The organism is Thiomicrorhabdus sp., from assembly GCF_963662555.1.
Lineage (GTDB): Bacteria > Pseudomonadota > Gammaproteobacteria > Thiomicrospirales > Thiomicrospiraceae > Thiomicrorhabdus.
Genome location: NZ_OY759719.1, coordinates 121827 through 141571, shown reverse-complemented (window position 1 = coordinate 141571; position 19745 = coordinate 121827). Strand labels below are relative to the sequence as shown.

16 protein-coding genes are annotated in these 19745 nt (G+C 39.5%); 2 read left to right on the top strand and 14 right to left on the bottom strand.

Annotation, left to right across the window (positions count from 1 at the left end):
* Positions 1 to 410: 410 nt before the first annotated feature.
* From ACORJQ_RS00550 to def, 13 genes are all read right to left on the bottom strand, one after another.
* Positions 411 to 860 (bottom strand): GyrI-like domain-containing protein, encoded by a 450-nt coding sequence (locus tag ACORJQ_RS00550; RefSeq protein WP_321325052.1) that lies wholly within the window; start codon positions 858 to 860, stop codon positions 411 to 413.
* Between the two features lie 937 nt (positions 861 to 1797).
* The gene (locus ACORJQ_RS00545; protein ID WP_321325050.1) at positions 1798 to 2289 is read right to left on the bottom strand and encodes a hypothetical protein; all 492 of its coding nucleotides are present in this window, start codon (positions 2287 to 2289) and stop codon (positions 1798 to 1800) included.
* A 103-nt stretch (positions 2290 to 2392) separates the two neighbouring features.
* Positions 2393 to 2698 (bottom strand): hypothetical protein, encoded by a 306-nt coding sequence (locus tag ACORJQ_RS00540; RefSeq protein ID WP_321325048.1) that lies wholly within the window; start codon positions 2696 to 2698, stop codon positions 2393 to 2395.
* A gap of 246 nt (positions 2699 to 2944) precedes the next feature.
* Entirely contained in the window at positions 2945 to 3862 is a 918-nt protein-coding gene (locus ACORJQ_RS00535) for a DMT family transporter (RefSeq protein WP_321325046.1), read from the bottom strand.
* Positions 3859 to 4458 (bottom strand): class I SAM-dependent methyltransferase, encoded by a 600-nt coding sequence (locus ACORJQ_RS00530; RefSeq protein ID WP_321325044.1) that lies wholly within the window; start codon positions 4456 to 4458, stop codon positions 3859 to 3861. The genes ACORJQ_RS00535 and ACORJQ_RS00530 overlap by 4 nt, the downstream gene beginning before the upstream one ends.
* Before the next feature lie 9 nt (positions 4459 to 4467).
* Positions 4468 to 5919 (bottom strand): TrkH family potassium uptake protein, encoded by a 1452-nt coding sequence (locus ACORJQ_RS00525; protein ID WP_321325042.1) that lies wholly within the window; start codon positions 5917 to 5919, stop codon positions 4468 to 4470.
* Positions 5920 to 5966: 47 nt separating this feature from the next.
* Complete coding sequence (trkA, locus tag ACORJQ_RS00520) at positions 5967 to 7370, bottom strand: Trk system potassium transporter TrkA (RefSeq protein ID WP_321325041.1); 1404 nt, start codon at positions 7368 to 7370, stop codon at positions 5967 to 5969.
* Between the two features lie 69 nt (positions 7371 to 7439).
* On the bottom strand, positions 7440 to 8780 hold the full coding sequence (locus ACORJQ_RS00515; protein ID WP_321325039.1) for a sigma-54-dependent transcriptional regulator: 1341 nt from the start codon (positions 8778 to 8780) through the stop codon (positions 7440 to 7442).
* Positions 8781 to 8790: 10 nt separating this feature from the next.
* The gene (locus ACORJQ_RS00510) at positions 8791 to 10968 is read right to left on the bottom strand and encodes a HAMP domain-containing sensor histidine kinase (protein ID WP_321325037.1); all 2178 of its coding nucleotides are present in this window, start codon (positions 10966 to 10968) and stop codon (positions 8791 to 8793) included.
* Complete coding sequence (locus ACORJQ_RS00505; RefSeq protein ID WP_321325036.1) at positions 10965 to 11720, bottom strand: DUF4390 domain-containing protein; 756 nt, start codon at positions 11718 to 11720, stop codon at positions 10965 to 10967. Before ACORJQ_RS00505 ends, ACORJQ_RS00510 begins: the two co-directional genes overlap by 4 nt.
* 3 nt (positions 11721 to 11723) lie before the next feature.
* The gene (rsmB, locus tag ACORJQ_RS00500) at positions 11724 to 13070 is read right to left on the bottom strand and encodes a 16S rRNA (cytosine(967)-C(5))-methyltransferase RsmB (protein WP_321325035.1); all 1347 of its coding nucleotides are present in this window, start codon (positions 13068 to 13070) and stop codon (positions 11724 to 11726) included.
* Positions 13067 to 14047, bottom strand: a complete 981-nt coding sequence (gene fmt, locus ACORJQ_RS00495) for a methionyl-tRNA formyltransferase (RefSeq protein ID WP_321325033.1) — start codon at positions 14045 to 14047, stop codon at positions 13067 to 13069. Before fmt ends, rsmB begins: the two co-directional genes overlap by 4 nt.
* A 3-nt stretch (positions 14048 to 14050) precedes the next feature.
* Entirely contained in the window at positions 14051 to 14557 is a 507-nt protein-coding gene (def, locus tag ACORJQ_RS00490) for a peptide deformylase (RefSeq protein WP_321325032.1), read from the bottom strand.
* Between the two features lie 50 nt (positions 14558 to 14607).
* Here def and dprA point away from each other — a divergent pair, with 50 nt between their 5' ends.
* Positions 14608 to 15726 carry a DNA-processing protein DprA gene (dprA, locus tag ACORJQ_RS00485; protein WP_321325031.1) on the top strand — a complete coding sequence of 373 codons (1119 nt, stop codon included), beginning with the start codon at positions 14608 to 14610 and terminating at the stop codon, positions 15724 to 15726.
* Between the two features lie 37 nt (positions 15727 to 15763).
* Here dprA and ACORJQ_RS00480 read toward each other — a convergent pair whose 3' ends face one another.
* On the bottom strand, positions 15764 to 16690 hold the full coding sequence (locus tag ACORJQ_RS00480; RefSeq protein ID WP_321325030.1) for an ATP-binding protein: 927 nt from the start codon (positions 16688 to 16690) through the stop codon (positions 15764 to 15766).
* A gap of 295 nt (positions 16691 to 16985) precedes the next feature.
* Between ACORJQ_RS00480 and topA the strand changes: the two genes are divergently transcribed.
* Positions 16986 to 19508, top strand: coding sequence for a type I DNA topoisomerase (topA, locus tag ACORJQ_RS00475; protein ID WP_321325029.1), 2523 nt, complete (start codon positions 16986 to 16988; stop codon positions 19506 to 19508).
* Positions 19509 to 19745: the final 237 nt, after the last annotated feature.

The following is a 19745-nucleotide window of genomic DNA, read 5'->3' as shown; positions in this document are numbered from 1 at the left end:
AGAGTAACCAGAAAAAAGACCCCCTGCTGACACAAACTATTTCACTAAGCTTGCTGGCTAAGATTTCAAAACTCGCTCCGCTCGGACAATGAAATCTTTTAACGCCCGCTACGCTAAGTGAAATGACGATTGCTTACAAAAGGGAGGTTTTACTACGATATTTTAAGTTTCTAATTTCTAATATCTTGAGCTGTGATTTTGATGTATACCAGGCCTGGTTATTTTGAAGTAAAAAATATAAAAGCCAGCCACAAACGCCAGAGATCCGCCTTGGAATAAATTGTGCAGAGTTCTTAACGAAGTGAACGGTTAAAAAACGCTGCTCTTTCTTGTCTCTCCGCTTCGCTTCAGCCAAGTTCTTCGTTTGAGGGTAGCGGTTTTTGGATCGGCTGGATGTTATTGTTATGTAATTATTTGACGGAAATATAAATCTCAATTTCATTTGGACTTTTGTATAATTCAAAGTCCGTTGTATATGCCCTCTGATATTCTTGGGTATCGGCGGAAAAGTAATCCCAGATGTTTGACCACGTGTTGATGACAGCATGAGGCATTTCCCCTGTACCTTCAAAAACTAGATAATTCCCCTTTTGGATTGTGGATTGCTCTAATTCATTGCTTGCTGATTCATTTACCTTATCGGAACAAGCCATAACAGTAAATTCATCAGACGCATCAGATTCATAATTGGAATACAAACCAAAAATAGTCGCACCGTTTTGTAATTTTGGGGCAATGTCCTGATAAAACTGTTGCCACAATTCTCCAATCTTTGCTGTTTGAGGCTGCATTTCATCCGAGTTCTTTGTTCGAACACTGATACCGAGGACAGTTTTCTCATCAATTGGGACTGTTTTCATGTTGGTTCTCCTTATTACATAACGATAAAACTAAGCGGCACACGTTAGCGCGTCCTTGCTTGAGCGCCTTGTTAAGAGTGTTAGTTATCATGCAATTTAGTATCTTAAAAGGGGTCTGACCCCTTTTTCTCTTTTTCTTTCGATATTCTTGTTACCTTGGGCTTTGTAATTTACCAGGCCTGGTAAAACTCAAATAATTGATTTTGGTAATTATTGAGAAGCCTTTTTAATATTTATAGATTTTCATTTTAATGGCTCTGGCTTCCCGTCACTTTTTGCTATTCGGCAAAAAGTAACCAAAAAACGAACCCCGCTGACGAAACCGATTTTACTAAGCTTGTCTGCTGAAATTCCCATAACTCGCTACGCTCAAACAATGGGAATTTTTAATCGCATCCTACGCTAAGTAAAAGAGCGATTTCTTACAGAGGGGAAGCTTTTCCTACGTTAATTCCGTATTTCGATATTCTTGTTATCTTAGGCTTTGTAATTTACCAGACCTGGCACGTCCTGTGGCCATTAATACAGTATGAGCATAGGGTAAATTTAATTGTTATTCTGAAAAGCGAACCTCAAACGCCAAGATTCCCCTTGGAATAAATTGTGCAAAGTTCTTAACGAAAAGAACGATTAAAAAACGCTGCTGTTTCTTGTCTCTCCGCTTCGCTACAGCCAAGTTCTTCGTTTGAGCGAAGCGAGTTCAGCGTTTTCAGTGAATGAGTTTTAGAACTTGCCAATATATGGAGCGGGGTGCCCTTTTTGTGGTTACTATTTTTAGGCAAGTAAAAATAGTAACGGGAAGCCAATGACGAGGAATAAAGGCAAAGTAACAAAATTAAAAAGGCTTCTCAATTGAATATCAGAAATAAAAGGGTAGCGTCCCGTTTTCCAGTAGTGGCGTCCCAGTGAGTGAGAGCGAACGATCTTGATGTGTTTGTTAGGGCTTATTTAGGCCAAGATTCACAACTCTAACATTATTAGTTGATATATATTTATTGATGATTGAAAAGTTGTGCACCTTCGACAGGAAGAAGCCATATATTTCAAGTTGTGCCTTAGTAATTTCGCTTTGCTCTCTAAGTGCGTCTACTTGAAATGAAGTTAGATTCTGTTCCAACAAATACCGTTGTTCCTCAGTTGACTGAATTACTCTACGCTCAAGTAATGTGAGTTTGGCTATTTCTTGGCCGCACGAAAGTTTCACAATTACTCTGTCTGGTTCAATGGGGAACGGTGTTAGATTTGTTATTTCTAACCACACTTGTGCACGAGGAAGTTGGCCTGCCTGAATATATACCCCATCACCTTCACTTCCAACTATGATTTTGACTTTTGACGCAAGTCGTTCCTGAGTGTACATACGTCGAATTATGAATGGTGCGATATAGCTTAGAAATCTAATCAATCCATTTATTCCTATTTCAATCATATTTTCGAAATCTCATTTTGAGCCCTAACCGTTTAAGCTAAGCCGCTGCGCGTTAGCGCGGTAGGGTTTAGTGAATTGTTAGGCGACTTGTATTTGTAAGTATTCATAATGACCGATCTATGGCTTTAGCCATTTCTTTTATAGTTACACCATCTAATCCTAGGGTGTTTTTATTAAGGTTTGCATCATTCATACTCTTTATGTGATTTAACCAGCTTTTGTGAAAGTTCTCTGTTCTGCTGATAGTACTGATGCGTGATTTCTGGGTTTTTATCGAAGCCCAATTATTGTGATTTGAATCAACATATTGATGGTAGAGATATGAAACAAAGAAAGAGGCTCCGATTGTGGTAAGTTTCTCTCCTCCGTCAAAGGAAAATGTATGTCGCCCTGATTTTTTGTTTGTCATATTTTCTCCACATTAAAGCTGATGATAAATCGTGCTTTATATAGTTATGTGCCCAATATTTAGTATAAGGCACTATTGCCTTGTTATTAGGTCTTGGAGTTATGAGCCTGTCAATTTAGCAAGTTCTTTAAATACCAATACCTTATATTTTGGTTTGTTTTTTTAATGTAAGTTTTAAATCATACACGAGTTTAATACGTAGTAATACGTTTTTAGAGTGGGTAATTTATTGGCTTAAAAAAGTGATTAGTCACGTTTGCTTTTGCTTCGGTAGCTCAAAAAAGAAACCCCGCCAATAACTAATAACATGCCCGTTGCATGCCAGATGGTAAAGGGTTCATTGAGTATCCAAATGGCTAAGCCCATGGTCATTATTGGCCCTAAGGAACCGACGATTCCCGTTTGGGCCGGGCCAATTTTATTGATGGCTTCGCTTATCATAAAGCTAGGAATTACCGTGCTAAATACGGCTAATAATCCTAACCAAATCCATGCCATTGGTGTAACCGTCAAGTGGCTAAAATCATTAAAAATTGCAAAATGAATAAGCACAAAAATACTGGAAATACTCATGGCTAAACCAGTAAACCAAACACTGCCGATTTTTTGAATTTCTTGCTTACCAAATAGCACATAAAACGAGAATGAAAGTGCCGCTAAGGCAACCAAAAGGGTGCCTAAAATAACGTTATCACCCTCTAGTGATAACTCTTTGTAAAACACTAATAATAGACCTGAGTAAGTTATGGTTAACGATATGATGATCTTACGTGTTAGCGGTGTTTTAAAAAATATAGCACCCAATATCGCGACCATAATGGGGTAGGTAAAGAGAGTTAATCGTTCAAGTTGAGCACTAATGTATTCAAGGCCTTTTAAATCAAACCAGGATGAAAGGTAATAACCTATAAAGCCTAAAAAAGTTATTTTTAATAGTTTTGACGATAAGTTGTTGGGTACTTTTTGCTGTTTGGTTAAATAGACCAGTACGATTAAATAGAGTGGTAAGGCAATGGCCATGCGTAGCATTAACACGCTGTCAGTATCTAGACCTTGCGCATAGGCGAGTTTAATAAAGATGGATTTAAGCGAGAACAAGCCTGTGCCAATAATGGCGAGTAACAGCCCAATATTAAATGCAGATATTGGTGTTTTTTTGTTCACCGTTTACAACCAACATACCAAGCATAACGCTGTTTGGGGGCGTCGCCATCATTTGAGTCGGTTGCGTTTTCGCTAGGTAACCAGCCCTCACCGTAAACCAGAGTTTTTAGGTTTGACCAGGCCTGGTTAAATTCATTGGGCTGAATGTAAAAGTCTGGATTTTGTGGGGCATTTTCTTGCACAGGGGCTAAAAAGGTTTGGTAAAACAATAAACCTTTTGGTTTTAATGCACCTTCAATAGCTTTAAATTGCGAACGGTCTAAGTAACGGCTGACGACAATGACATCAAATTGCTGGTAAGGCAAAATCATCTGTTGTAAATCAGTTATTAGCGGAGTAATAGCTAAATGATTAAGGCTGGCGTAGTTATTTAAAACGGTGAGGGCATTATCAGAAATATCCCAAGCATGGGTTTTAAGGCCGCATTGGGCTAAAAACCGAGCATTACCGCCAAGCCCACACGCTAAATCTAATGCTTGGCCGTTAAATGGCAATAAACGACTATGCTCTTTTAATACAAAGCAGGGATTGGCAGAGGTTTGTAAAGTGGCTTGGGCGTATTTTGCGTCCCATTTTTCAGCGGTATTATGGCTCATTGGTGATGGTTATTTTCTCCAGAATGCGGCGGTAAACAGTACTAATAAGGTAAATATTTCTAAACGCCCCAGCAACATGGCAAAGGTGAGAACCCATTTAACAGGATCGCTCATTGATTGATAGTTTGCGGCTACATCACCTAAACCCGGGCCTAGATTGTTCATCATGGCAGCTATGGCAGAGAAGGCGGTAACTTGGTCAACGCCAAGTGCCATAACAATAAGCATTAAAATTGCAAAGGTAAAAACATATACGGAGAAAAAGCCCCAAACTGCAGTCATGACTTTTTCCGGAATGGTTTTTCCGCTTAGTTTTACGGGCATAATCGCATTTGGATGGAGTAGCCCTGAGATCTCTCGCATACCTTGTTTGAATAGCAAGATAAAGCGAATAACTTTCATTCCCCCTGCGGTTGAACCTGCACTACCACCAATAAAACTCATAAAAATAAGCATGATAGGTAAAAAACCAGGCCAGATTGAGAAGTCGGCATTGGCAAAACCTGTGGTTGTTGCAAGAGATATGGTCTGAAAGAGTCCGTAACGAATGGCTTCTTGCCAGGTTGGATAAATATCTTCTGCATAAAGGTAAATGACTACAATAATGGCCGAACCAATGAGTAGTCCTGCATAGGATTTAAATTCAGGGTCAAAAAAGTATGGTCGGGGACTTAAATGACGAAAAGCTGTAAAGTGGAGTGCAAAGTTGATACCTGATAACACCATAAAAATCATCGTAATAATTTCTATATTGATGTTATTAAAATAGCCAATACTGGCGTCATGTGTAGAAAATCCACCAATTGCCACGGTTGAAAAGCTGTGCCCAAAAGCATCAAACCAGCTCATGCCTGCAAGCCAATAACTGACCGCACAAACTATGGTTAATCCGAGATAGATATACCAAAGGGCTTTAGCGGTTTCTGAGATTCTTGGAGCAATTTTGGTGTCTTTTACCGGGCCTGGTGTTTCGGCTCTATAAAGCTGCATGCCCCCGATACCTAACATCGGTAAGATGGCTACCGCTAATACGATAATCCCCATGCCACCCATCCATTGCAATTGTTGGCGATACCAAAGTACTGCGTGTGGCAGTTCATCAAGTCCAATAATAACGGTTGCCCCAGTTGTGGTTAGACCTGAAAACGATTCAAAAATGGAATCGGTTAAACTGAGCGGCACATTTTGATCGATATAAAACGGCAGTGCCCCTGCAAAACCAAGTACCGTCCAGAACATGACCACAATAATAAAACCATCACGTATTTTGAGTTCTTTTGAATAGTTTCTAACGGGATACCAAATGACCAGGCCTGTAAAAAGTACGCCAAGCAAGACTTCTGAAAATGCAAAAAAGCCGCCATCTTGGTAGTAGAGTGAAATCATAATAGGTGGTAGCAGACTAATGCTGTATACCATTAACAGAAGACCAAACACTTTTAAAATAATTTTTGAATGCATAGTGTAATTCTTTACGCTGGGCTGATTTGGTTAGTAAACTGTGTCATTTAATGTCCAAACCAACTACGTTTGGTTTCTGGTGAGAATAGCTTGGCAATTTCGGCGGCATTCTCTGGGTTACTTAAGAACAAAATAGCGTGGTCTTCGGCTTGAATTTCTAAATCACGATGGGCAATAATGACTTTTTCATCACGAATAATGCAACCAACAGTAATGTCACTAGGCCAATTAATCTCGCCAATTTTTTTACCAATAATTTCAGAGCTGTTTTCACTACCATGGGCAATCACTTCCATTGCTTCTGCAGCCCCTTTACGTAAAGTAGCCACTTTAACCGTGTCCCCCTTACGGGTGTAATGCAGTAGATGGCTGGTGGTAATACTGTCGGCAGAGATGGCAACATCAATACTGTTTCTTTGAATAAGCTCTACATAAGATTGGTTGTTAACCAAAGCAATCACTCGGCGAACACCGAGTTTTTTAGCGAGCATTCCTGAGATGATATTCGCCTCGTCGCTATTTGTTACCGCCACAAACAGGTCGATTTCATCAATGTTTTCTTCAAGCAGCAAATCTTTGTCAGAAACATCGCCATGAATAACAATGGTGTTGTCTAATAGTTCGGCCACTTCTCGGGCTTGTTGCATATTGTGGTCAATGATTTTTACTTGATGATCTTTCTCTAAAGCTTGTGCCAGGTTAAACCCAATATGGCCACCACCAGCAATCATAATTCGGCGTGATGGCCGTTCTTTACTGCGACGTAGCTCGTTAACAATGGTGGTTGTGTGAGCGGAATCCGCTAAAAAGAAGACTTCATCACCCTCTTTAATAATGGTATCACCAGTAGGCATGACCACTTGATTTTGGCGATATAGAGCAACAATGCGGGTTTTAATATTGCCTGGTAGAGTATCACTAAGATTACGAATCGCTTTGCCCACTAACATACTCTCAGGGTAAGCACGCATGGCTACTAATCGCACCTTACCATTGTGAAAATCTATAACCTGCAAAGAACCGGGGTACTCAATTAACTGTAAAATATAGTCAGTAACAAGAGATTCTGGGCTGATTAAAACATCAATAGGAATGGCGTTGGCGTTGAACTGGCGGTCAAAAAGTTCGGGGTGTTTAAGATAAGACTGGCCACGTACACGGGCGATTTTTTTATCGGTTTTATACATGCTATGAGCAAAATAGCAGGCTAAGATATTGGTTTCATCGTTTTGAGTAGCGGCGATTAACATATCGGCATCTTCAAGACCCGCTTGCATCAAAATATCTGGGTGCGAACCATGACCAACAACGGTTCTGATATCAAGACGATCTTGCAGGCGTTGAAGTTGTAAGCGGTCAAGATCAACAACAGTGACATCATTGTTTTCTTGGGCTAACAATTCAGCCAGAGATGAGCCGACTTGACCGGCACCTAAAATGACAATATTCATAATTGTATTTGCTCAAATATTTAATAAATTAAATTTAATACTTTGCTAAGAACTTTTTGGAAAGGTCCATTATTGTGGGTTTTTTGGATCGATTCCTAATGCTTTTAACTTACGATATAGGTTCGTTCTATCTACACCTGAACGTTTAGCGGTTTCAGATACATTACCACTGGTTTCACGTAATAGTTGGCTTAAATAACGGCCTTCAAAATTGTCTTTAGCCTCTTTTAATGAGAGCGATGTATCAACGACTTCACCTAAACTATTTGTTGCTTGAGCACTGGTTAGAAGCTCTTTCACTTCATCATCAGTAACTTCATCATTGCCTAAAATTAAGAGACGTTGAATATGGTTTTTAAGCTCTTTTAAATTACCGGGCCAGTTATGTTGACGCAAAATGTTTTGTGAAGAGACGCTAAAATGTCGGTAATCTAAACCTTCAAATGTCACAAAGTGGTCAACATAGTACTCGATTAATTCTGGAATGTCTTCTGTATGTTGACGAAGGGCAGGTATATGAATTTGCATGACTTTTAAGCGTTGATATAAATCTTCTCTAAAATGATTTTTGTCTACTTCAGATTCTAAATCACACTTGGTTAAGGCAATAACTCGAATATCAATGCAAATGGCATCAGCGGTTTCATCAACTTGGTAACATTGATTTAAAACAATGTTGGATAGTTGTGCCTGTGCTTCTTTTGAAAGTTGCTCTACATTACTAATTACCATTGAACCTTGGTGTGCTTCTCGTAATGTTTTTTTGAGTTTTTCCAAGTTTTCAGGCAAGCAAAGATGGTTAAAGTCTAATGCGTGATATTGTGCATAAGGCAGACTTTGACGGGTACTGGTTTTGTGTAAGGCTTCGGCAAAATGGTGTTTACCCGTTCCTGATTCACCTGTGACTAAAATAGGCATGGTAAATTTTGAAAGACGTTCAATGGTTTCACGCAGTTGCATAACCGCTTTACTTTTACCAATAGGCATAAAGTGGTCAGGTTGTTTTTGTTTGAGTTGGCGGTTTTCTTGATTGAGATGATTGTGTTCTATGGCACGCTCTGCGGTAACAATCAATTTGGCTAATGAAAGGGGTTTTTCTAAAAAATCATAAGCCCCAAGCTTGGTTGCTTCTATAGCCGTTTCTATGGTTCCGTGACCAGACATCATAATAACTTTGGTATTATCTAAAACCTGCTCTTCTTGTAACTGTTTTAATAGAGAAATGCCGTCAATATCGGGCATCCATACATCCAAAAAAATCACATCTGGTAAAAAACTTCTCCAAGCTTTTTGTGCTTGTACCCCATTGGCAGCAGTTTCAACTTGGTAACCCTCTTCTACAAAGATTTCTTCCATTAGACTGCGAATATCTTTTTCGTCATCAACAATCAGTAATTTACCTGGTTTCATGCACGCTCACTTAAATACCTCGGTTAGAAATAGCTTGTAGTTTAATTATAAAGCAGGTTCCGTTTTCGGGTGAAGAAGTTAATGTAATTTGCCCATTATGTTCTTCTACAATTTTACGCACCACCGCTAAACCTAAACCTGTGCCTTTGGGTTTATCTGTAGCATAGGGTTCAAATATCCAGTTTTGTGATGTTTCAGGGATTCCAGGACCATTGTCACAGACCGATAAAATTAAACTGTCTTGGTCACAGGCCGTTTTTACGGTTATTTTGGTATTAGGCTCTTCTTCACAAGCTTCAATCGCATTTTTAATGAGATTATGTAGCAGCTGTCTAAGACGGGAGTTGTCGGCCATGATTTGTGGGCAATTCTCATCCAACTCAGCATATACCTTCCAGTTAGCATCTGGGTCGCGGTACATTTCAGTAATATTGGCGATTAAGGTGTTGATTTGTGATGGATGCAGTTCTACTTCTGGAGTGTTGGCGTAATCACTAAATGCCTGTACCAGTTTTTGCATGGTTGAGACTTGTTCAATAATCGTTTCGGTCATTCTTCCAAGTAGGTCTTGATCGTCGGCGTCTAATTTTTTGTGAAGCTTAAATTTTAAACGCTCGGCAGATAGTTGTATTGGTGTAAGAGGGTTTTTAATTTCATGTGCTAAACGCCTTGCAACATCACTCCAGGCGGCATGCACTTGTGCTTGAACCAGTTCGGTAATATCGTCAATAACGATGACGTAACCGCCTATTTTTTTATCAATGCTGGGTAAAGTAGAGCCATGAATCAACAGGATTTTCTGGCCTTTTTTGCAAGAGAAATCGACCTGCATAGAAAATGGCTCAGGGCTTTTTGAAAATTTAGGGACAATTTGATTCACCAAATCATTTAAGTGAGCACTGTCTTCGTGGCTAGTCACATCAACCAGTTTTTTGCCGATGTGGCGATTAAAATCGGTGTTTAAAATCTCTTGAATGGCATCGTTAATGGTGCGGATACGATAGTGCATATCCAAGGTAATAACGCCACTGGAAAGGTTGGTGATAATGGCTTGCAGATAAAGTTTTTGTACTTCTGTTTGCTGGTGGCTGAGCTTGATCTCATTTCGGGCTTTAGCGATACGTTGAATCATGTCGTTAAAAGATTGAATTAAATCGCCAAATTCATCGTTTTCTGGCACCTTCATTTTTACACTGTAATCTCCTTTAGAGACTGCCCTTGTTCCTTTGGCAAGTGTGCGAATAGGTTTGGTAAAGTTTTGTACGGCCTGAATGGTAAACAAAACAGCGGTAACGATGGTTAATAATAAAACCATGGATAGAATCAGTATAAAACTAGCTGTTAATGGTGTTTTCAGGTAACTCAGCTCTTTATATTGTCCAGATGCAGTACCTACCGATTCGGCCAATAAAGTGATATCCGTTGGTACCGGAAAAATGACTTGTAACGCATAAAGCGTGTTCATGGTGAGGTCGTTAAAAGGGACAACGACACGTATAAATTGCTCTTTAGTGGTAGCACCGGGCCGGCTTTCTAGAGCGGCGTAGGTTTTATTGTTACGAATCTGTTGAAAGAGATTGTCGCCAGGTGTTTCTGGCAAAATGGCGGTGTCATATTCACTACTAAAGGCAATTAACTGTTGGTTTACGTGGTACAGCGAGACTTCTTGAGCATTGAGTTGTTCTCGTAAAGCATTTACCGCCAAACTGGGGGCTGTCATTAGCAAGGTACTGTTAGCTTTAGAGAGAGAGAGTGTCATATTTAAACTCTCACGGGTTTTGTTATCTAAGGTCGTTCTTACTAAAGTAGTGGCATTATCTAGGGCGACTGCGGTCTTAACATCAAACCATTGATTGATACCTTGCTGAATAAAACTCAAAGAGAAATAGAAGATAATTGCGGTAGGAATTCCAAGCAATAAACTGGTGATGAAGGTCAGACGTACTGTGACTTTGCTTCCTGGAACTCTTTTGCGATATTGTTTAAAAAGACGGTATAGGGTTTTGGCTAAGAAAAAGAGTAATAAGCTTACACCACCAACGGTAAAAAACAGCAAGGTTGAGTAGCTATCTGCAAAACTAGAGGCGTTTTGCAAAGTTTGACTCATAATGACCAAAGCCAACAGCAATAAGCTAGATAGTAGGGTCAGTAAACCATATTGTTTTAAATAACGACCAAATGAATTCATTGCCAACTCAATGGGGTTTGTAGGGTAGTTTCATACCACTGGCTGTCTAGTTGCCACACTGATGGAGCTAATAATGCTTCAAGTAACAACGGGGCAGGTAGTTTCCAAAAATCAAGTGATATACGCATTCGTAAAGTATACATTTGTTCTGGATGTAATTCAGAAAGAGATGCTATTGGAAACGCTTGTAGTGTCGCTAAAGTTGTAAGGGCTTCATCAATGGTTCTAAAGCTTTCTGCTTTTTGATTACGGTTGTTATAGAGGGCATACGTTCGATTTACGCCGTAGGCATAAATATCGGTGTTGTAACTAATAAGATTACGTGTGCGTTGGTAGTTAAACCCTAATAGATTGGTTTTTTCAGTGAGTTCAATTTGGATTTTAAAACTTAATGCGATTTCATGATGAATTGCTTCAATGACCTTGGGTGGTAAATTGAAAACACTTTCTGAATCAATGAGGAGTTGTTTGTTTTTTTGATAATCCTGTACCTGAAGGATGGTAATGCTATTGTGGGCATTAGGATTTGCCTCTGGTATAACGCTTTCAGCGTAAGTCATTGGCGAAATTACCAGGCCTGGTAAAATGCAAAAAAACAGTATTCTCAGTTTTCTTAAGATGCGATCTAGCTGATTTTTAGATGAGTAAAACTTAAAAGCTCCTAGCCCAAATAAATCTAAAAGAGGCTCCAATTTAGCCAAAGTTTGCCAGTAATGCGTTTTAACAGTAGCAAAAAAGGCAAAATTATTCATCGTTTATTCGCTTTTTTCTAACAAGCAATAAAAGAAGCCATCCATAGCAAAACGGCCTGGTAAATATTGATTACCTGGAGTTTCAAACGTGATGGTGGCTTCTAAATTGAGTGGAATAACTTTAGCGGTTGGTTCGCTTTCAATAAAGTCCTGCATCTGTAAGGTGTTTTCTTCAGGTAAAACAGAGCAGGTTGCATAAAGCAGTTTTCCACCTGGTTTAAGTAGTGGCCAAAGTGCTTTGAGAATGCTTGCTTGGGTTTCGACTAATGTTTCAATGTCTTCTGGCGTTCTATGCCATTTAATATCGGGATGACGGCGAATAATCCCAGTTGCAGAACACGGAGCATCGAGTAATATTTTGTCAAATAACTGGTTATCCCACCACTCTTCTGGGCAAGATGCATCGCCCGCAGCGTAGTCTGCTTGCAAGTCTAAACGATGTAAGTTTTCCGCTAAACGGTCAATGCGTTCGGGTTCTTTTTCTAAGGCAAATACTTTGGCTTTATTAGCGGATAGTTCTAATAAATGAGTGGTTTTACCGCCAGGAGCGGCACAAGCATCCAAAATGTGTTCATCCGCTTTAGGTTGCAAAATATTAGCCGCTTGTTGAGCCGCACCATCTTGCACACTAAAACCACCTTCTTCGTAAGTAGGTAATTGGGTAATATCGGTGCTAGTTTCTAATACCACGCCTTGTGGTGCGGTTGCATGTGGTTTAGCGATAATATCTTGGGATTGCAGTTTTTCAATGAAGGCATCGCGACTTTGCTGAATGGTGTTTACTCTTAAAGTCAACGGAGCAATCTCGTTATTAGCTTGCATAATAGATTGCCAATCATCAGGGTAGGCTTTGCGAAGTGCTTTAAACAACCATTGTGGGTGAGAATATTTTTGAGCTGGTTTTAAATCTGCCTCAGCACAAATGTTTTCTTGATCTCTTAAAAAGTTACGTAATACCCCATTAACCAAGGCTTTTGCCCAAGGCTTTTTAAGCTTTTGGACTACCGCAACGGTTTCAGAAACCGCCGCATGCTCAGGGGTTTCCATATATAAGATTTGATATAAACCTAGCAAAATAAGTTGGTTAATATCTTCATCTTTTTCTTTGAGTTTCTTTTTTAATAGTTGGTCACGAATCGCTTCTAAACGCATTTGCCAACGTAAGGTACCTATCACAAGGTTTTGAGTAAAGCCACGCTCTCGACGATCTTGAAATTGTGCCAAACCTTCTGGCAAGCTCTGGCTTAAAGATCGGCCTTTTTGAATCACCGTTAAGCAAATTTTTAATGCAATAAAACGGCTATTTAAAGCACTATTTTGAGTAGATGGATTTGCCGATTGATTACTCATGCAAATTGATAACCTTTAAGATTACGAGACTGTGCAAAGTCATAGGCATTCATGGCTTTTTTACCCGCAGGTTGCAGTAGCTCAATACAAATAGGTTGGTCAGCCGTGTTCACTATTAAACCTTGTTTGGTTAAACCAATTACCAGGCCTGGTAAATTATTTTCAGGGTTTAATTGTGCTTGCTGTGCCTGTTCATCTGCGGTTAATAAACGGGCTTGCCAAATGCGTAACGGTTTACCTTCATAAAGTGTAAACGCGACAGGCCAAGGGTTAAAGGCTTGAATTTTACGAATAATTTTTTGTGCAGGTTGTGTCCACTGAATTTGAGCTTCTTCTTTATGCATTTTTTCTGCATAGGTCACGAGTGATTCATCTTGTTTTTCAGGAATTATGCTCTGATTTTGTAAGCCATCTAAGGTGGCCATGAGAGCATCACACCCCATTTGACTTAGTCGGTCGTGCAGGGCTTGTGCATTATCATTTTGGGTGATGTCTGTTTCTATTTTATAGAGCATATCACCTGTATCAAGGCCAGCATTCATCTGCATAATGGTGACCCCAGTTTTGTCATCACCCGCTTCTATTGCTCGCTGAATGGGGGCGGCACCACGCCATCTAGGTAGCAAAGAAGCGTGAATGTTTAAACACCCCATTTTGGGCATGTCTAAAACGACTTGCGGCAAAATTAAACCATAAGCTACCACAATCATAATGTCGGCATTTAATGCCTTAAGCTCATCTTGGGCTTCTTGATTGCGAAGTGATTCAGGTTGATAAACGGCAATATTATGTTCTAAAGCAACTTGTTTAACCGGGCTAGCGGTAAGTTTACGGCCACGACCAGCAGGTCGGTCGGGCTGGCTGTAAACGGCAATTACTTCATGCTGAGAGTCAATTAACGTTTGTAATGGAGCAACAGAAAAATCGGGTGTGCCAGCAAAAATAATGCGTAACGGCGGGTTTGCAGACGTGCTCATAAATTAGTTTTGCTCTTCTTCCATTAATTTGCGAAATTTTTGTAACGCACGGGTGCGTTTTAAACCAGAAAGATGGTCAACAAACAATTTGCCATTTAGGTGGTCAATTTCATGCTGAATACATACTGCTAATAAATCGTTAGCTTCAAATTCAATTGTCTTGCCATCGCGGTTCATACCACGCACAATGATGTCGCTTGGTCTAGTAACGGTTGCGTAAATGCCAGGAATAGATAAACAACCTTCTTCCCAATTAATTTTACCTGCAGAGCGAACGATTTCTGGGTTAATTAATGCAATCGGTTGATCTTTAGATTCTGAAATATCAACCACAATTAAACGCTCTTGCACAGCAATTTGCGGTGCTGCCAAGCCTATGCCTGGAGCATCGTACATGGTATAGAACATATCATCGATGAGTTTGTCTATATCATCATTCATTTCAGCAATGGGTTTACAGACTTCACGAAGTCCAGCCTCAGGATAGAGAACGATATCGAGTTTTTCCATGGTGTCGTATATACTTTCAATAAAATAACTGCGAATTATTATAGCCGATTATGTCAAATTTTGCCGATTTACCCACCATGCTTGCTTTTCACTCTTGTTATGTTTCTTTTAAACAGTTGCAAGAGATTAAGAGCACTTTTGGTAGCTTGCAAAATGCTTTGCAAAGTTCGCCCTCTGATTGGCAAAATCGTGAGCTGTTAACCGATAAACAAGTTAACGATTTATTGAGTGATCATAATAAACAATTGGTGGACGAGGCTATGTTGTGGGCAGAACAAGATAACCAGGCCTGGTTAACATTGGGAGATAAGCAGTTTCCACAGCAGCTTAAGGAGATTAATGATCCTCCAATCATGTTAGGTGTGCGTGGTAATGTTGAGTTATTAAGCGATCCTCAGGTAGCTATTGTAGGTAGTCGTCATGCTTCTAAGCAAGGGATAGAAACCGCAAAAGATTTTGCACATTTTTTATCGAATCAAGGGTTAGCAATTACTAGCGGGTTAGCTCTGGGTATTGATACAGCCGCTCATAAAGGGGGCTTGTTGGGAATTGGTAAAACGGTTGCCGTTGTGGCAACAGGATTAGACCGAATATATCCCGCATCAAACCAAAAATTGGGTCATCAGATTGTGGATGAAGGGGTGATGATTTCAGAGTTTACTTTGGGAACTAAACCGTTAAATTACAATTTTCCGAGGCGTAATCGCATAATCAGTGGCTTGAGTGTCGGTACTTTGGTTATCGAAGCCGCTTTAAAAAGTGGTTCCTTAATAACCGCCCGTACTGCCTTAGAGCAGGGAAGGGAGGTGTTTGCAGTACCAGGTTCTATTCATAATCCTCAGGCAAAAGGCTGCCACCAATTGATTAAGCAAGGTGCAAAATTAGTGGAATCTGGTCAGGATGTGCTGGAGGAGTTGTCGGCTAACTTACAATACAGTTTGGATTTACAATCCAGTGAAGAGAGTTTGCATTCTTTGACTAATGAACCAGTGCATAGCAAGCAAGTTAAAGGTTTATTAGAGTTTATTGGTTATGACCCAACCAGTTTGGATGAGCTAGTGGTCCTGAGCAAGCAGCCCGTTTCGAGTTTGCAGGGTGATTTAATGTTGTTAGAACTCTCAGGGGAAATTGAGGCGATGTCTGCTGGTCGTTGGCGAAGAATTAAATAGATAAATAAAGAACCCAATTAGGGCTTATTGCTTCGTTTTATAAGTTTACTTTGCAAATCACTTTTGAACCATTGTCTTGGTATTTGATTTCGTCAAAACTTAATTGATTGGCAATCATAATGCCTCTACCGTGATGATCTAAAACGCGATTTTCAGAAAAGTCTAAATAGTTCATAAAGTTAAATCCATCTCCGCAGTCTTTGATTGTAAATCTCAATTGGTTTTTAAGCCTTTTAACTTTAACGGTTACGTATTTTTTAAGGTTTTCAGGTAAATTTAAACGGCGTTCAATCTCATTTTGTAAAGCAGCATTAAAAGTTAAACGAGTTTTTTCTTTATAGCCAATATTTAAGTTACCATGCTCAATTGCATTGAGAATGAGTTCAAAAAGTCCAATCGCAACGCGTTTTTGATCCGGTGTAATAAACGCCAATACAGAAGAAACCGTTTGTGCATCTTTAATGTCTCTAACGTGAAATACTGCCTCTTGAGTTAATGGACGAATATTTTCAAAATTAGTAAGGCGATTTGCGGCTTCTAAATGCTGAGTAAACCCTTGATTGGCTGCTGTTAATACCGCATTAAATAAAGAGCTATCATATGGGTAGTTGAGTGAAAAATAGATACCACTCTCTAAGGCTTTTTGCACCATTTTAAGGTTGTTTGAACTGTTGATCTGTAAAATCATTGGAATGATATTAATAACTGGTTGTTTGCGGTAATTTTGAAAGACTGCAAAGTCATCTCTATCAAGGATGCTTTCATCAATAATAAAGGCGAAAAACTTGGTAGTTACTTGGCTTTTTAAAAGTTTAACGGCTTGGATTGGAGAGTCACAAAAAGCAAAGTTAATGTTAAGAACACTAAGACAGGCTTTAATAGCTGGCTGAAGGCTTGGTGTTATACCTATAAAGAGCAGATTCTTAGAGTCTGTTTCAGTGTTTGCTTTTTGTAAACTTGGCATTTAATTTCCAACGGTCGAGATAAAAAGGCAAGTAGAGTCGCATACAGTAATCGAAAATTGCAAACCCTATTTTGTCATAAACAATATCATACCAATAAAATTTGAGTAAAAAAGCGTAGTTTATGGCTAATTTATGCAAATAGGAGCATTTATATATGTAACCGTTTGCTAAATTAGAAATAAATATTAAATAAGTGTTTGCAAATCGTTCTAAAATTATGCATCTTAAAAAAGAAGAGAAATTTATAACCGTATTTAAATATCTAGTAACCCTTTTACATTTAGAGCAAATTATATGACGAACTTGGTGATAGTGGAGTCCCCTGCTAAAGCAAAAACAATTGAAAAATATTTAGGTAAAGATTTTACTGTACGCTCAAGCTACGGACATATTCGTGATATTCAAAAGAAAGGTATGGGGATAGACCTTGAAAATGGGTTTGTTCCTAATTATGAAATTTCTACAGATAAAAAGAAAAATGTAGCAGAGCTTCGTAAATTGGCAAAAACTGCGGAGACCGTATGGTTGGCAACGGATGAGGACCGCGAGGGTGAAGCCATTGCTTGGCACCTTGCAGAAGCTCTCAAGCTGGATATCAATACCACTAAAAGAATTGTTTTTCATGAAATCACTAAACCAGCAATTCAAGCGGCTATTGCAGAACCTCGTACTGTAGATTTGGATTTGGTAGATGCCCAACAAGCACGACGTGTATTAGACCGAATTGTAGGGTTTGAGTTATCACCTATTTTATGGAAAAAAATTCGTACAGGATTATCTGCAGGGCGTGTGCAATCTGTTGCGGTGCGTCTAATTGTCGAGCGTGAAAGAGAAGTAGAAGCCTACGAATCAAACTTTGTATACCGTGTACAAGGTGTTTTAAATCTTCTGGACAATAATGGTCAAAAAGTAGGTGCTTTAGATGTAAAACGCACCGCTACGTTTGCAACAGAAGAAGAAGCTACTGCTTTTTTAGAAGCAGTAGCCAAAGCTAATCTATCTGTTATTGCACTTGAAGAGAAGCCAGCAAAACGAACGCCAAAAGCCCCTTTTACTACCTCGACTTTACAACAAGAAGCCTCTTCTAAGTTGGGCTTCTCTGTTAAGCAAACGATGATGGTAGCTCAGCGTTTATATGAATCTGGAAAAATAACCTATATGCGTACTGACTCAGTCAATTTGTCTGAGTTAGCTATTGAACAGGCTAAAAATGTCATTAGCTCTGATTACGGTGCTCAATACAGTCATACGCGTCGTTTTAAAACTAAAAATGCAGACGCACAAGAGGCTCACGAAGCGATTCGTCCAACCGATTTTGGTGTAGAGAATGTAACGGGTGAGCGTAATGAACAACGGCTTTATCAATTGATTTGGCGTCGAGCGATTGCTTCACAGATGGCCGATGCCCAGTTGAAAAGAACGACTGTAGATATTGGAATCGATAACTTGCCCGAAGACAAACTTACCGCAAAAGGTGAAGTAGTTACGTTTGATGGTTTCTTAAAAGTATATGACTTTGATTCTAAAGACGACGGTGGTTTATTACCACCTATGACGATTGGCCAAGCGTTAGATGTTTCAGAACTTGGTGCAAGGCAGAGTTTTAGCCGACCTCCAGCTCGTTATAACGAAGCCAGTTTGGTACGTACGCTTGAAGAAATGGGTATAGGTCGTCCGTCAACTTATGCACCTACTATTGATACGGTTCAGCAACGTGGTTATGTGGTTAAAGAGGACCGTGAAGGTAAGCCAAGAGAGTATCGTCAAATTACTTTGGCTGATGGTGAGGTAAAAGCTGAAACCCTTACTGAAATGGCTGGAACGGAAAAAAACAAACTGTTCCCAACTGATATTGCTGGCATTGTTACCAATTTCTTAACAAAGCATTTTGGTGATGTATTAGATTATCAGTTCACCGCAAAAGTAGAAGATAAATTTGATGTTATTGCACAAGGAAAAATGCAGTGGCAACAGATGTTGGCTGAGTTTTATAGTCAATTTCATCCAAGAGTTGTCGCCGCTGAAGATGTTTCACGTGAAGAAGCTGGACAAGCACGTTCTTTAGGTAATCATCCGCAAAGTGGTAAACCGATGTTTGTTAAAATCGGTCGTTTTGGGCCTTATGTGCAAGTTGGCGATGGTGAAAATGATGAAAAGCCAACTTTTGCTAGCTTGATGCCAGGTCAAAAAATGGACTTGCTGACCATGGATGAAGCTTTAGAGTTGTTTAAACTGCCTCGTGAAGTAGGTGAGATGCCAGAAACTTATAAGGCCACAGCAGTTGATGGTAGTGAATTTGGTGTAGAAAAAGGCCAAATGATTATTGCTAAACAAGGTCCGTTTGGCCCGTATTTAGAATATGGACCTAAAATGTTTGCACCTATTAAAGGATTTGATCCTTTAAGCATTACCTTAGAAGAGTGTGTTGCCTTAATCGAAAATAAAATTCAGGCCGATGCTGATAAAATTGTAAAAACATTTACTGGTACGGATGTGAAGATTCTTAAAGGCAGATGGGGACCATACATTACCGATGTCACTACCAAGAAAAATGCCAAGATTGCTAAGGATGAAGATGCACTTGAGCTCTCTTTAGAAGAGTGTCAAAAGCGTTTGGATGAAGCGCCGGAGCCCAAAAAACGTGGGAGAGCGGCGGCTGCTAAAAAGGCACCAGCCAAAAAAGCACCAGCTAAAAAAGCCGTAACGAAGAAGCCTACTGCCAAAAAAACTACAACACGTAAACCCGCTGCGAAAAAAGCACCGGCTAAAAAAGCAACAACCAAAAAGCCAGCTACTAAAAAAACAGCCTCTGAATAAGCTCTTTTTTAGTTAACCGTTGCCTATGAGAATATGAAAATATGGAAAAGGCGAGTAGTTTTACTCGCTTTTTTGTTTTTTTGAGTGATGCAAATTTATCTAATCAAAATTACCAGGCCTGGTAATTTAAAATTATCCTCGTTGACTAAATTTAATTTAGTAAAATACCTGGTTTTATAAAATATTTAATCTTTCTGATTTAGGTAATTGGTTTCAGTTTCTCTGATTGGCCATTAT